Raw genomic sequence first — 14,233 nt, 5'->3', positions numbered from 1 at the left:
AATTAAAGAGTCTCGGATCCGGTCAGGCGCAACAGAGTGCTGCGCAGAATAGGGCTGTCAGGTTGTTCTTCGAGGGCTTTGCCCCAGACTTTACGGGCTTCGCGCTGCTCGCCTTTGGCCCACAGCACCTCACCCAGGTGGGCGGCCACTTCATGATCGGGGAAGCGCTCAAGTGCCAGACGCAACAAGCGTTCGGCTTCGTCCAGGTTGCCCAGGCGGTAGTTTACCCATCCCAGGCTGTCGAGCACTGCAGGATCTTCCGGATTGAGTTTGTGGGCTCTTTCGATCAGTTCCTTGGCTTCTGCGTAGCGCGTGGTGCGGTCGGAAAGGGTGTAGCCCAGCGCATTCAGCGCCATGGCGTTTTCCGGCTCGCGCTTGAGAATCGAGCGCAGGTCCTTTTCCATCTGGACCAGATCACCGCGTTTTTCCGCCATCATCGAGCGGGTGTACAGCAGGTTCAGGTCATCCGGGTACTGTTTGAGTGCCTGATTCAGCAACTGCCAGGCGCGATCAACCTGATTGTTGTTGGACAGGGTTTCGGCTTCGATCAGGTAAAGCTGGATCGCGTAGTCCGGTTGTGCCTCGCGAGCCTCGGACAAGCGCTTGGAGGCTTCGGCTGCGTTGCCATTGCTCATCAGGATATCGGCCTGGCGTAACTGTGCGGACAGGTAGTCCGGGCCAGGGCCAACCTGGGCGTATTCGGCAAGTGCGCTTGGTTGATCGTTGCGCTCTTCATGGATGCGACCCAGGTTCAGGTGCGCGGAATCCTCATGGGCGCCACGGGCTATCAGCTCTTCCAGATAACCCGCGGCTTCATCCCACGCCTTGGCTTCAAGGCAGACCAATGCCAGGGAGAAACGCAGTTCGTCATCATCGGGATACTGCTGCACAAGGCTGGAGAACTGCGCTTTGGCGTCTTCCATGCGGTTCTGTTCGACCAGCATGCGGGCGTAAGTCAGGCGCAAACGCTTGTCGTCCGGGTATTTCTTGATGCTTTTTTCAAGGATCGGCAGCGCTTCCTTACCCCGGTTCATGCCTTGCAGCAGGCGAGCGCGGAGCAGAATCGGAGCAACTTCACCGTCTTTAGGCGGATTGTCTTCCAGCAGCTTCAGTGAGGTCTGCGCGTCACCGTTCTGTTGCAGCAGCAGTGCCTTGCCGAAAATCAGTTGGCCGTTATTCGGGTACTTGACGAGAAGCCGGTCAAAACTGGTGAGCAGCGCGTTGCGGGTTTCCGGATTGGTTTCCGCCGCCGACAGCGCCAGGAAGTCAAAATGCGTGTCGCCTTGACCTTGCAGGACCTTTTCCATGTACACCATGGAGTCGTCATAGCGGCCCGCCCGAGCCAGCTGAATCGCGGCCGCGCGCTGTGCTTCAAGGTTGTCCCTGTCGTTTCTGGCCCAGATCAGCGAAGTGTCCAGCGCAGCCTGATCGGCACCCAGGTACTCGGCAATCCGGAACGCACGCTCCGAAACACCCGGGTCCTGGGTGTTGATCGCCTGGGTCACGTAGTTGTCCAGGGCAATATCGAAACGATTGCGCTGGCCAGCCAGTTCCGCACTCAGCAGGCTGACGAGGGTTTCCTGGGTGAACGAGCCGTAGACCTGAGGCTTGGCTTCAGGTGCGGGAGCAGTGTCTTTCTGCGCAGGAGTAGTCTGCGGCTGAACCGGAGCCATGGATTGGCAACCGCTGAGAAAGACGAGGGCGAGAAACAGCGCGGAGGATCTATTCATATATAAGAAGGGACGACTTACCTGCGGTTTTGAGCATCATGACACAAGGCTGGGAGCAAACCCACAGCCGGTTGGAAAACTGCCGGAACGCATATTTGTTTATGCCGTAAGCGCCATTTCGGGGCATTTGCAGCGCGAGTCTATTAGGACAATAGTCAACGGTGGTTGTTCTGAGTCTATTGAAGTAGGACAATTGCCGGCTTCACGTCACCATCAGCGACCTTGAATGGCCTTCCTTGCACTTGGTATCAACCATAAGACTGCCTCAGTAGACGTCCGCGAGCGCGTGGCATTTACGCCAGAGCAGCTGGTTGAGGCCTTGCAGCAGCTTTGCCGCCTTACCAATAGCCGCGAAGCTGCGATCCTTTCTACGTGCAACCGTAGCGAGTTATATATCGAACAGGACCAGATCGGTTCTGAGACGGTGCTCGCCTGGCTGGCCGAATATCACCATTTGAGCCTGGATGAGCTGCGCGCGAGCGCTTATGTGCATGCTGACGATGCGGCTGTTCGTCACATGATGCGGGTCGCCTCCGGGCTCGACTCGCTTGTACTGGGTGAACCGCAGATTCTTGGTCAGATGAAGTCTGCCTACGCCGTGGCCCGGGAAGCCGGAACCATTGGTCCGTTGCTGGGCCGACTGTTTCAGGCCACATTCAGCGCTGCCAAGCAGGTACGCACTGATACGGCTATCGGCGAAAACCCGGTTTCCGTGGCCTTCGCCGCTGTCAGCCTGGCGAAACAGATTTTCAGTGATTTGCAACGCAGCCAGGCTTTGCTGATCGGTGCCGGTGAAACCATCACGTTGGTTGCGCGTCATTTGCATGACCTTGGCGTCAAGCGCATCGTGGTTGCCAACCGGACCCTTGAGCGGGCGAGTATTCTGGCTGCCGAGTTCGGCGCTCATGCGGTACTGCTCTCGGACATCCCGGCCGAACTGGTCAACAGCGACATTGTAATCAGCTCGACAGCCAGCCAATTGCCGATTCTTGGCAAGGGTGCAGTTGAAAGTGCCCTGAAGCTGCGCAAACATAAGCCGATCTTCATGGTCGATATCGCCGTGCCACGGGACATCGAGCCCGAAGTCGGCGAGCTGGACGACGTGTATCTCTACACCGTTGACGACCTGCATGAAGTCGTCGCCGAGAACCTCAAGAGTCGCCAGGGCGCAGCCATGGCAGCCGAAGAGCTGGTCTCGGTGGGTGCCAATGACTTCATGTTCCGCCTGCGTGAACTGGCCGCGGTGGATGTACTCAGGGCTTATCGCCAGCAAAGCGAGCGGTTGCGCGACGAAGAATTACTCAAGGCCCAGCGTATGCTGGCTAACGGCGGCAACGCCGAAGACGTGCTGGTGCAGCTGGCGCGCGGGTTGACCAACAAGTTATTGCACGCGCCGAGTGTGCAGTTGAAAAAACTCTCTGCCGAAGGCCGCCTCGACGCGCTGGCCATGGCCCAGGAACTTTTTGCCCTCGGTGAGGGCTCGACGGATAAACCCCCGCAATGAAAGCCTCACTGCTCAACAAACTCGATATCCTCAGCGATCGCTTCGAGGAACTGACCGCGTTGCTTGGCGATGCCGAGATTATTTCGGATCAGACAAAGTTTCGTGCGTATTCCAGGGAGTACGCTGAAGTAGAGCCGATCGTTGCTGCTTATAAACAGCTGCTCAAGGCGTTGGCTGATCTGGACGGCGCTCAGGCGCTGCTCAAGGACAGCGATCCGGACATGCGTGAAATGGCGGTCGAGGAAGTCCGCGAGACCAAGCAGTTGCTGGTCGAGCTGGAAAGCCAGCTGCAACGCATGTTGCTGCCCAAGGACCCTAATGACGGGCGTAACGTGTTCCTCGAAATTCGCGCCGGGACCGGCGGCGATGAGGCGGCGATTTTCTCCGGCGATCTGTTCCGCATGTATTCGCGTTATGCCGAACGCCGTGGTTGGCGGATAGAGATTCTGTCCGAGAACGAAGGCGAGCATGGCGGCTATAAAGAAGTGATCGCCCGGGTTGAAGGCGAGAACGTTTACGGCAAGCTCAAATTCGAGTCCGGCGCGCACCGCGTGCAGCGGGTTCCGGAAACAGAATCCCAGGGCCGTATCCATACTTCCGCCTGCACAGTAGCCGTTTTGCCTGAGCCGGACGAGCAACAGGCAATCGAAATCAATCCTGCGGACCTGCGTGTTGACACCTATCGTTCATCGGGCGCGGGTGGTCAGCACGTTAACAAGACTGACTCGGCGATTCGCATTACCCACCTTCCGTCGGGTATTGTCGTCGAGTGTCAGGAAGAGCGCTCGCAGCACAAGAACCGTGCCCGTGCGATGTCCTGGCTATCTGCCAAACTGAACGACCAGCAAACCAGCGCCGCTGCCAATGCAATTGCCAGTGAGCGTAAACTGCTGGTGGGCTCGGGTGATCGATCCGAGCGTATCCGGACTTATAACTTCCCTCAGGGGCGAGTAACGGATCACCGCGTGAATTTGACCTTGTATTCGCTGGATGAAGTTTTAGCCGGTGGTGTCGATGCAGTGATAGAGCCGCTACTTGCCGAATATCAGGCAGACCAACTAGCGGCACTGGGTGAGTAAATGACCATCATCGCCAGCCTGTTAAGAAGCGCCGAGCTTCCTGATTCACCAACTGCCCGTCTTGATGCTGAACTGCTTCTGGCGGCTGCGCTGGGTAAACCGCGCAGTTTCCTGCATACCTGGCCAGAGCGAATCGTCAGCAGCGAAGCCGCACTGACCTTTGCCTCCCATTTGCAGCGCCGACGTACCGGTGAACCCGTAGCCTATATTCTGGGGCAGCAGGGGTTCTGGAAGCTCGATCTTGACGTCGCGCCTCATACATTGATTCCACGTCCTGAAACCGAAATGCTGGTTGAAGCTGCGCTGGAGCTGGTGCCTGCATTTGCGCCAACTCGCGTGCTCGATCTGGGCACCGGCACGGGCGCTATTGCGTTGGCGTTAGCCAGCGAGCGTCCGGTGTGGCAGGTGACGGCGGTGGATCGGGTGCTTGAAGCCGTCGCATTGGCCGAACGCAATCGTCAACGTTTGCATCTGGATAACGCCAAGGTGCTGAGCAGCCATTGGTTCAGCGCCCTTGAAGGTCAGCGCTTTGATCTGATCATCAGCAATCCGCCTTACATCGCTGCCGAAGATCCGCATCTGGCGGCGGGCGATGTGCGTTTCGAGCCCAGCAGCGCACTGGTGGCCGGGTCGGATGGTCTGGATGATCTGCGCATGATCATCGAGCAAGCACCGAACTATTTGAACGACGATGGCTGGTTGTTGCTGGAGCACGGCTATGACCAGGGTGCAGCGGTCCGCGATCTGTTGAGCCGCCACGGTTTCGAGAAGATTCAGACTCGCCGCGACCTGGGCGACCATGAGCGCATTACCTTTGGGCGCCTGCCGTGCTGAGTGATCAGGAACTGTTGCGCTATAGCCGACAGATTCTGTTGCAGCACGTCGATATCGAAGGCCAGTTAAAACTCAAAAAAAGTCGGGTGCTGATCGTCGGCCTGGGCGGCCTCGGTTCTCCCGTCGCCTTGTATCTGGCCGCCGCAGGTGTGGGCGAGTTGCATCTTGCTGACTTCGACACCGTTGACGTGACCAACCTGCAACGCCAGATCATTCACGACAGCCAGACAGTCGGGCAGAGCAAGGTGGATTCGGCCATGGCCCGTCTGACCGCGATCAATCCCGAGATCAGTCTTGTTCCTCATCGCGCCGCGCTGGATACCGATTCCCTGGCGTCGGCTGTTGAGGGCGTCGATCTGGTGCTCGATTGCTCAGACAATTTCGCGACTCGTGGTGCGGTCAACGCCGCCTGTGTGGCTGGCAGCAAACCTTTGGTCAGTGGTGCGGCGATTCGCCTCGAAGGGCAATTATCGGTATTCGATCCGCGTCGGCCTGAAAGCCCTTGCTACCACTGTTTATACGGTCACGGCAGCGAAGCCGAACTGACCTGTAGCGAAGCCGGTGTCATCGGGCCTGTTGTGGGGTTGGTCGGCAGTCTGCAGGCCCTTGAAGCGCTCAAGGTTCTGGTGGGTTTTGGTGAGCCGCTGGTGGGACGCTTGTTGCTGATTGACGCACTGAGCACTCGCTTTCGTGAATTGAAGGTCAAGCGCGATCCGGGCTGTAGCGTCTGCGGTGCAGGGCAGCATGAATAAAGCCAGCGATGCGCCGGTGGGCGTGTTCGATTCCGGCGTGGGTGGCTTGTCGGTGCTGGGCGAGATTCACAACCTGTTACCCAATGAGTCGCTGTTGTACGTCGCAGACTGCGGACATATCCCTTACGGAGAGAAAACTCCCGAGTTCATCCGCGAGCGCTGCATGATCATCGCGCGATTCTTTCGCGAGCAAGGGGCCAAGGCGCTGGTACTGGCCTGCAACACCGCGACTGCCGCTGCCGCCGCTCAGTTGCGTGAGCATTACCCTGACTGGCCAATTATCGGTATGGAACCTGCGGTCAAACCGGCAGCGGCTGCGACCCGCAGTGGTGTGGTGGGCGTGCTCGCTACGACCGGTACTTTGCAAAGCGCGAAGTTCGCCGCTTTGCTCGATCGTTTCGCGGGCGATGTCCGCGTGGTGACGCAGCCGTGCCCCGGCCTTGTGGAGCTGATCGAGTCAGGCGACCTGTTCAGCCCGACCATTCGGGCCCTGCTGCGGGGGTATGTCGAACCGCTTCTGGCCGAGGGCTGTGACACGATTATCCTCGGCTGTACCCACTATCCCTTCCTCAAACCTCTGCTGCGCGAAATGATCCCGGAATCGGTCATTCTGATCGACACCGGTCATGCCGTGGCTCGCCAGCTCCAGCGATTATTGGCTCAGCACGGCCTTCTGCACGACGGCCATGCCCAGGAAACGCAGTTCTGGACCAGCGCTGATTCGTATAATTTCGGAAACATCCTACCTACACTATGGAAAAAATCTGACAATGTGCGATTCTTCGATTTGTAAAAAAATCGTGAAAAGCTTTGCTTGGCATTGGAACTAACGTTCCACGTCGGATTTCTATAGCAAGCCGGTTATCTGCAAATACCTAATAATTGCATACGAAATAGGAAGTTTCTGATGAAGCGTCTGTTGTGCTTGGCTGCGCTTGCGGCTGCGTTGATGGGGCAAACTTCACTTACTCAAGCCGCTGGCGTTGAGTTTTCGGTCGGTCAGACGGGCCAGACGACCCAGACTTACCGCCTGGGCATGAAGTTTGATTGGGATAAAAGCTGGCTGCAGAGCGACGTAGGTCGCCTGACCGGCTACTGGGATGGCGCTTACACTTACTGGGATGGCGACAAGCGTTCCAGCAACAACAGCCTTTCGTTCTCCCCGGTATTCGTTTACGAATTCGCTGGCCAGAACGTGAAGCCGTACATCGAAGCCGGTATCGGTGTCGCTGTATTCTCCAATACGCAAATCGAAGACAACAAGCTGGGTTCGGCTTTCAACTTTGAAGACCGTATCGGTTTCGGCGTGCGGTTCAACGGCGGTCATGAAATTGGCATCCGTGCGACCCACTACTCGAACGCTGGCATCAAAGAGCCAAACGACGGTATCGAGAGCTACGCGCTGCATTACACGATGCCGCTCTAAAGAATATTTGTGGTGACCCTATCGCGGGCAAGCACCGCTCCCACAGGAGATCGAGTTTCTCCTGTGGGAGCGGTGCTTGCCCGCGATAAGATCGACGCAAAATCCGGCTCTGGCTACAACCTACAAATAAGCCCCTTCAATCCCCAGCCTTTCATTCATGCATTCCTCTGACCCGGTCTCGAACTCTCGGCAGATCAGCGGACGTTTCTCATAGATGGTGCACATCATCGTGTTGCGATCCAGCGCGGCGCACCAGCCGTCGTCGAGACGCAGCATGACTTCGCCGCCCCAGTCGTCGGTATCGATAAAGCGTTCAGGTACGCCGGTATCCGTAATCAGCATCACTTCAAGCTGGCAGCAGCAGGCCGCGCAGGTTGAGCAGGTGATGGCGGTTTCGGTGGCAATCGGGCGGGTCGGGATCAGGGTGGAAGTCATAGGCGCGCAGTGTATGTCAGCGCGAGGCGGGCATGTTGACTGATTGAACGGCGAGCAATCGAATGGAGAGCCATTGCAGCAGCGCAAACATCACCGCCCATAGCACCGCCAGCAGCGCCATACTCGGCCACAGACCCAGCGGCAAATGCACGTCAGCCAGTTGCGAGCCTGCGTAATACGACATCGGCCCGCCAATTGCTCCCAGCACACTGGCGCGCCACCACGGTTTTGCGGTCCAGGCCAGACAATGCCTGAGCGTGGTGCCCAACACTGCCCAAAGCAGAATCAGCCACAGCGGGATCAGCACACCCTGAGTGCCAAAGTCGAACACGCCGAGCATCATCAATGCGCTGTCCAGCACAGTGCCCAAGGCTGTTATCCACAGCAGTAATCTACCCTCGGCCGCCCACGAACTTATCCACAGCAGATGAATGAGCAGAACGCCAATCGGGATCAACAGCCAATAGCTGTTACCACCCAGCACACAGGCAAACCAGCCGGCCTGGAACAGCACGGTATTGGCGATCTGCTTAAGCATTGAAACGACCCAGCAGCGGCTGTGGCGATGCGCAGGGCTTGGCCAACAGCAATTGCGCCGTGCCGATGGTACGTTCCAGGAAACCACCCTCGCAGTAACACAGGTAAAACTCCCACAGGCGCAGGAAGTAATCGTCGTAGCCCAGCTCGGCAAGGTAGCCATGGGCGTGGCGGAAGTTGTCGTGCCAGATGCGCAGCGTGCGGGCGTAATGCAGGCCGAAATCTTCCATGTGCAGCAAGTTCATGTCGGTATCGCGACCGACAATTTCCAGCATTTTTTGCACCGACGGCAGCGCACCACCGGGGAAAATATAGCGTTGAATGAAATCGACACTGCTTTTGGCCTGCTCGTAACGCTGCTCGCGGATGGTGATCGCTTGCAGCAACATCAGGCCGTTGTCCTTGAGCAGGTGGGCGCATTGCTTGAAGTACGTCGGCAGAAACCGGTGACCGACTGCTTCAATCATCTCGATCGACACCAGCTTGTCGAACTGCCCGGTAAGGTCCCGGTAGTCCTTGAGCAGCAGAGTGATCCGGTCCTGCAGACCCAGCGTCGCAATTCGCTCCTCGGTGTAGGCGAACTGTTCTTTGGACAGCGTTGTGGTCGTGACTTTGCAGCCATAATGCTGCGCCGCGTAAATCGCCATGCTGCCCCAGCCGGTACCGATTTCCAGCAAGTGATCGTCGGGTTTCAACGCCAGCTTCTGGCAGATGCGCTCCAGCTTGTTCAGTTGCGCCTGTTCCAGCGTGTCTTCAGGCGTCAGGAACTGCGCCGCCGAATACATCATGGTGGGATCAAGAAACTGCTTGAACAGCTCGTTGCCCAGATCGTAATGGGCGGCGATATTTTTTTGCGAGCCTTCCCGGGTATTACGGTTCAGCCAGTGCAGCGCTTGAATGAACGGACGACCTAGCCGGGCCATGCCGCCTTCCATCGAGTCCAGTACGTCCAGGTTGCTGACGAAAACCCTGATGACAGCGGTCAGGTCCGGCGACGTCCAGTAGCCATGGATATAGGCTTCGCCTGCGCCAATGGAGCCATTACTGGCGACCATGCCCCAGGTGGCTGAGTCGAGAATCTGAATCTCGCCCTGGATAACGGCCCCAGCCACGCCGAACACGTGGCGCTCATCGCCTTCATTGACGACCAGTTGGCCGTTGCGCAACCGGGCAAGCTGGCGTAGCACGCCGCGCCGCAGGATATTGGCAGTCAGGCTGTTGGTGCCCAGATTGGCCGAAAAACTGCTACTGCTTTTCATGGCGTTGACCCTTCAATTGCGTGGAGGCGGTACGGTAGTCGCCGTCAGCGGCCTGATGAGAAAAAAGTGGAATGCGTTTCAGGAATAGCCGCAATGCTTGCCAGTAAATCGCCAGGCAGGTCTTGGCGGTCATCCACGGGAACGCCAGCAAGTGCCGGTGCAGATTGCTTCGCGTCAGGTCCTGGCGTTGCAGGTTGAGCGTGGCGTCGAACATTTTCAGCTCGCCTTGCCAGTCAGCCATGTGTACGCCCAGGCGCTCGCCGGGTGGGCTGAAACTCATCCGGTATTCAAGATCGCGGGGCAGGAACGGCGAAACGTGGAAGGCCTTGGCTACGGCAAAGTGCTGGTGCCCCTCACCGTCGGCAGGTAATACGTAGTGGTAACGCTCGCGCCACGGTGTATTGCTGACTTCACAGAGAATCGCCGCCAGAGCGCCATCCTCTTCAAAGCAATAAAAAAAGCTCACCGGATTGAAGGCCAGACCCCAACTGCGTGCTTGAGTCAGCAGACAGATCTTGCCCTGCGGAACATGGCCGATGGCTTGACCGACGCGCTCGCGAACCGCCTCAGTCAGTGGTATGCCATTGCGCGTCAGTTCACGCAGGTAATCCGTTTCCCGGAATGAAAACGGTGACCAGCGACTTTTTCCCGCGAGGGGAGATGTATTCAATACCTCGCGCTGTTCATCCAGGTCCAGATACAGCAGGCCGATCCGATAACGAAAGTCATGGGCCCGCGGCGCAAAGCGTCGGTGGGCGATCCAGCCGCTGTACAGGGCGCTGTTCACAATGATTCGCCCAATGCCGAGGCAACCCGCAGGCCGCTGACCACGCCGTCTTCATGAAAACCGTTGGCCCAGTAAGCACCGCAGAACCAGGTGTGGTTGATGCCGGCCAGTTCGGGCCAGCGCGCCTGAGCATCTACGCCCGCCAGGCTGTACTGCGGATGGGCGTAGGTGTAGCGGGCAAGGATTTTGTTCGGGTCGATGGCATCGGTCTGGTTGAGGCTGACACAAAAGGTCGTGTCGCTGTCGATGCCTTGCAGGATGTTCATGTCGTAGGTCACAGCGGCCAGTTGTTGCTTGCCGCCGCCGAGTCGATAGTTCCAGCTGGCCCAGGCCAGCGGTCGCTTGGGCAACAGCCGGATGTCGGTATGCAGCACCACGTCATTTTCGGCGTAGGGCAGGGCACCCAGAATTTCCTGCTCGGCTGCGCTCGGTTGCGCGAGCATTTTCAGAGCCTGATCGCTGTGGCAGGCGAACACGACTTTATCAAAGCGTTCGCTGCCCGCTGCGCTGTGGATGGTTACGCCTTCTGCATCCCGCTCAACCCGATTAACCGGGCATGACAGGCGAATCCGCTCGGCAAATGACGCTGTCAGCGGCTCGATGTAACGGCTGGAACCGCCTTCGATGACGCACCACTGCGGCCGATTGCTGACTGATAACAAACCATGATTCTTGAAGAAGCGCACAAAGAACTGCAAAGGGAACGCGAGCATGTCTGCCAGTGACATGGACCAGATCGCTGCACCCATGGGCACGATGTAGTGCTCAATGAAGCGTTCGCCGTAACCGCGACTGTGCAGGTAATCACCCAGAGTTGTGTCGTGAGCGATGCGCTGGCTTTCCAGGTCGGCCAGCGCCTCGCGATTGAAACGTAGAATGTCGCGCAACATGCCCCAGAAACTCAGGGACAACAGGTTGCTGCGCTGGGCGAACAGGCTGTTGAGGTTATTGCCGTTGTATTCGGTTCGGGTCTTCGGATCGCTGACGGAGAAGCTCATTTCGGTGGGCTTGAAGTTAACGCCTAGCTGCCCGAGCAAACGGATGAAGTTTGGATAGGTCCAGTCGTTGAACACGATAAAGCCGGTATCAATGGCGTAATCCCGGCCATTCACCTTTACATCAACGGTATGGGTATGCCCGCCAATCCAGTCTGCCGCCTCGAACACCGTGATGTCGTGAGAGCGGTTGAGCAGATAGGCGCTGGTCAGGCCCGCGATACCACTGCCGATGATGGCGATTTTCATTGGGCGTCCTTGTGTTGAGCCGCCGAGCGAGCCATGCGTTTTCCTAACGCGAGTTGCACCCGGGTGGGGAGCAGCGCCAATAACCGCAGGGTCAGGATGAACAGCCCGGGGAAGGCGATTTCCATCGGACGACGCGTCCGCTGCAACCGCTCGGCGATGTATTTCGCAGCTTTTTCGACAGGCCAGCGCATGGGCATGGCGAAGTCGTTTTTGGCGGTCAGCGGGGTATCGACAAAACCTGGGCTGACGACGGTGACGTCGATATTTTCGTGGGCCAGATCAATACGCAGGGATTCGAACAGATATCGCATTCCGGCCTTGGATGCCCCGTAAGCCTCGCTGCGGGTAAGTGGCAGGTAGGTCACCGAACTGCAAACGCCCACCAGATGCGGCTTGTTGCCTTTGCGCAGCAGCAACAATGCTTCTTGGACGCAATAGGAACTTGCCAGCAGGTTGGTACGCACTACACGCTCAAGCAGCGCGGCATCGAAATGGTTGGTGTCGATATATTCGCAGGTGCCAGCGTTGATGATCGCGCTGTCCAGGGCGCCCCAGGTCTGGCCGATGCGATCGCCGATGGCGGTGATTTGCTCGCCATCGGTCAAATCCCCCGGCGCGAGCAAGACTTGCCCGGGGAAACGTCGCTCCAGCTCCTCCAGTGGGCCTAGCGTTCGGGCCGTCAGCGCCAGCTTGTGACCCGCGATGAGCAGCTCTTCGGCGAGCGCCAGGCCAATGCCGCTGCTGGCACCGGTCAACCAGATACGTCGCACGTTCGGATCACTCATCCCAATCTCCTTTTCAGCCAGGCAATCAGCTGGCCCATGATCGGCAAGTGCTCGTACAACAAAGCGCCTGCATCGAAATAGTCTCGATGTTGATAAACCTTGTCGCGCCAGAGCAGATGCGAGCAGCCCTCGACCTGGATCGTCTTACCTCTGACAAGGCGCGGATGGGAGTAGCTCATTGTCCAGCGCAGATAACCGTTGCCCTCGCTGACCTGGTCAAACCCATGAAAGTCAAAACGCAGATCGCTGACATTGGCGTACAACTCGGCAAAATAGCGACGCATTTGCGGCAGCCCGTGAATCTGGTGCAGCGGGTCGGTGAATTGCACATCGTCGCTGTACAGGTTGCCAAGGCGGTCCAGGTTGTTCTTGTCCAGAGCCGCAAACTCATGAGCAAAGCGCCGCAGGAAATCAGTCATCAGTAACCTCGGCCGCGGGCTGGCGATGAGGCAGAGCCTTGAATGCAGCCAGCGCACGGGCGCGGCTGCTGCTCAGGTCGACAATAGGTTTGGGATAATTGGCCACACCAAACAGGCCGCCAGCCGCCGGGTTATGCACTTCTTTTTTGTTCAGGTCGGCCAGTTCGGGCAACCACTTCTTCAGGAACAGACCTTCGGGGTCGAATTTCTCGGATTGCGACAGCGGATTGAAAATCCGGAAATAGGGCGATGAATCGGTGCCCGTGGAGGAGCTCCACTGCCAGCCACCATTATTGGCGGCCAGATCGCCGTCGATCAGGTGCTGCATGAAAAAACGTTCGCCTTCGCGCCAGTCAATCAGCAGGTTCTTGGTCAGGAACATCGCCACGACCATGCGCAGGCGGTTATGCATCCAGCCGGTTTCCAGGAGTTGGCGCATGGCGGCGTCAATGATCGGCAGGCCGGTACGTGCCTCTTTCCAGGCAGCCAGTTCCTCGGGGGCGTCACGCCATTTCAGGGCTTCGGTCTCGGGGCGAAACGCGCGATACCGCGATACTCGAGGAAAACCCACGAGGATGTGTTTATAGAATTCGCGCCAGAGCAGCTCGTTGATCCAGGTGACAGCGCCGACACTGCCCGTCTCGAACTCACCCTGATTGCTGCTCAACGCCGCGTGAAGGCATTGGCGCGGGGATATCACTCCGGCAGCCAGATACGCCGACAACTGACTGGTGCCGGGCTTGGCCGGGAAGTCACGCTCTGAGCGGTAGTAATCAATCTGTTCATCGCTGAAGGCGGCCAGCCGCCGACGCGCTTCGTCCTCACCCGCAGGCCACAAGGCTTGTAGTGCCTGGGGAGGCGTCATGAATCCCTCTACCTGTTCGGGGACGCGATCACTTTCTACATCCAGCGCGGCTTGAGGTTTGGGCAAGTGAACCAGCGGCGGCATGGCTTGGTGCATACGGGCGTAGCAGACCTTGCGGAACTGGCTGAAGACCTGGAAATAGGTGCCGGTTTTGGTCAGCACAGTGCCAGGTTTGAAAAACAACTGATCCAGATAGCTGCGCCACTGGATGTCGGCGTGCTGAAGTGCGTCGGCGACGGCGGCGTCCCGGCGGGTTTCGTTGATCCCGTATTCTTCGTTGGCATGTACCGACCGGAAATTGTGTTCGCGACACAGTTCCAGCAGCACCTTCGGTGCTTGATCCCAGCTGTCGGCCTCGCGGATCAGCAATGGCACGTTCAATTCACCCAGAGCTTTCTGCAACTCGGCCAGATTGCGCAGCCAGAAATCTACTTTGCAGGGAGCGTCGTCATGGCTGCGCCACTGAGTGGGGCTGATCAGGTAAACAGCCGCCACCGGACCCTGCTCCATGGCAGCGGTCAGGGCGGTATTGTCGTGAATGCGCAAATCGCTGCGCAGCCATAGCAGTTGCATGTTT

15 protein-coding genes are annotated in these 14,233 nt (G+C 58.1%); 6 read left to right on the top strand and 9 right to left on the bottom strand.

Annotation, left to right across the window (positions count from 1 at the left end; translation table 11 throughout):
- Nucleotides 1-2: 2 nt before the first annotated feature.
- Nucleotides 3-1,730 (bottom strand): tetratricopeptide repeat protein, encoded by a 1,728-nt coding sequence (locus CKW31_RS21745; RefSeq protein WP_095099917.1) that lies wholly within the window; start codon nt 1,728-1,730, stop codon nt 3-5.
- Between the two features lie 226 nt (nt 1,731-1,956).
- On the opposite strand from CKW31_RS21745, the gene hemA reads away from it, so the two are divergent.
- The 6 genes from hemA to CKW31_RS21715 all read left to right on the top strand — a co-directional run bounded on the left by hemA (nt 1,957) and on the right by CKW31_RS21715 (nt 7,325).
- On the top strand, nt 1,957-3,234 hold the full coding sequence (gene hemA / locus CKW31_RS21740; RefSeq protein ID WP_095099914.1) for a glutamyl-tRNA reductase: 1,278 nt from the start codon (nt 1,957-1,959) through the stop codon (nt 3,232-3,234).
- On the top strand, nt 3,231-4,313 hold the full coding sequence (prfA, locus tag CKW31_RS21735) for a peptide chain release factor 1 (protein WP_095099911.1): 1,083 nt from the start codon (nt 3,231-3,233) through the stop codon (nt 4,311-4,313). Before hemA ends, prfA begins: the two co-directional genes overlap by 4 nt.
- Nucleotides 4,314-5,147, top strand: a complete 834-nt coding sequence (gene prmC / locus CKW31_RS21730) for a peptide chain release factor N(5)-glutamine methyltransferase (RefSeq protein ID WP_095099907.1) — start codon at nt 4,314-4,316, stop codon at nt 5,145-5,147.
- A complete protein-coding gene (locus CKW31_RS21725) occupies nt 5,141-5,899 on the top strand; it encodes a molybdopterin-synthase adenylyltransferase MoeB (protein ID WP_095099904.1) in 759 nt (252 codons plus the stop codon). The genes prmC and CKW31_RS21725 overlap by 7 nt, the downstream gene beginning before the upstream one ends.
- Nucleotides 5,892-6,692: a glutamate racemase gene (murI, locus tag CKW31_RS21720; protein ID WP_095099901.1), complete on the top strand. Its 801-nt coding sequence runs from the start codon at nt 5,892-5,894 to the stop codon at nt 6,690-6,692. The genes CKW31_RS21725 and murI overlap by 8 nt, the downstream gene beginning before the upstream one ends.
- A 114-nt stretch (nt 6,693-6,806) precedes the next feature.
- On the top strand, nt 6,807-7,325 hold the full coding sequence (locus CKW31_RS21715) for an acyloxyacyl hydrolase (protein ID WP_027902876.1): 519 nt from the start codon (nt 6,807-6,809) through the stop codon (nt 7,323-7,325).
- A gap of 120 nt (nt 7,326-7,445) precedes the next feature.
- On the opposite strand, the gene CKW31_RS21710 is transcribed toward CKW31_RS21715, so the two are convergent.
- Genes CKW31_RS21710 through phrB form a run of 8 tightly spaced genes read right to left on the bottom strand, consistent with a single transcriptional unit; the run spans nt 7,446 to nt 14,229 of the window.
- On the bottom strand, nt 7,446-7,760 hold the full coding sequence (locus CKW31_RS21710; protein WP_095099899.1) for a YkgJ family cysteine cluster protein: 315 nt from the start codon (nt 7,758-7,760) through the stop codon (nt 7,446-7,448).
- A 16-nt stretch (nt 7,761-7,776) separates the two neighbouring features.
- The gene (locus CKW31_RS21705; RefSeq protein ID WP_095099896.1) at nt 7,777-8,298 is read right to left on the bottom strand and encodes a DUF2878 domain-containing protein; all 522 of its coding nucleotides are present in this window, start codon (nt 8,296-8,298) and stop codon (nt 7,777-7,779) included.
- The gene (locus CKW31_RS21700; RefSeq protein WP_095099893.1) at nt 8,291-9,556 is read right to left on the bottom strand and encodes a cyclopropane-fatty-acyl-phospholipid synthase family protein; all 1,266 of its coding nucleotides are present in this window, start codon (nt 9,554-9,556) and stop codon (nt 8,291-8,293) included. Before CKW31_RS21700 ends, CKW31_RS21705 begins: the two co-directional genes overlap by 8 nt.
- The gene (locus CKW31_RS21695) at nt 9,543-10,343 is read right to left on the bottom strand and encodes a DUF1365 domain-containing protein (protein WP_095099890.1); all 801 of its coding nucleotides are present in this window, start codon (nt 10,341-10,343) and stop codon (nt 9,543-9,545) included. The genes CKW31_RS21700 and CKW31_RS21695 overlap by 14 nt, the downstream gene beginning before the upstream one ends.
- Nucleotides 10,340-11,587, bottom strand: a complete 1,248-nt coding sequence (locus tag CKW31_RS21690) for an NAD(P)/FAD-dependent oxidoreductase (protein ID WP_095099887.1) — start codon at nt 11,585-11,587, stop codon at nt 10,340-10,342. The genes CKW31_RS21695 and CKW31_RS21690 overlap by 4 nt, the downstream gene beginning before the upstream one ends.
- Complete coding sequence (locus tag CKW31_RS21685; RefSeq protein ID WP_095099884.1) at nt 11,584-12,372, bottom strand: SDR family oxidoreductase; 789 nt, start codon at nt 12,370-12,372, stop codon at nt 11,584-11,586. The genes CKW31_RS21690 and CKW31_RS21685 overlap by 4 nt, the downstream gene beginning before the upstream one ends.
- Complete coding sequence (locus CKW31_RS21680; RefSeq protein ID WP_095099881.1) at nt 12,369-12,791, bottom strand: nuclear transport factor 2 family protein; 423 nt, start codon at nt 12,789-12,791, stop codon at nt 12,369-12,371. The genes CKW31_RS21685 and CKW31_RS21680 overlap by 4 nt, the downstream gene beginning before the upstream one ends.
- On the bottom strand, nt 12,784-14,229 hold the full coding sequence (gene phrB, locus CKW31_RS21675; RefSeq protein ID WP_095099878.1) for a deoxyribodipyrimidine photo-lyase: 1,446 nt from the start codon (nt 14,227-14,229) through the stop codon (nt 12,784-12,786). Before phrB ends, CKW31_RS21680 begins: the two co-directional genes overlap by 8 nt.
- Nucleotides 14,230-14,233: the final 4 nt, after the last annotated feature.

The sequence above is a fragment of the Pseudomonas sp. Irchel 3A5 genome (genome assembly GCF_900187575.1).
GTDB classification, from domain to species: domain Bacteria; phylum Pseudomonadota; class Gammaproteobacteria; order Pseudomonadales; family Pseudomonadaceae; genus Aquipseudomonas; species Aquipseudomonas folii.
This window is presented reverse-complemented; position numbering and strand designations above follow the sequence as displayed.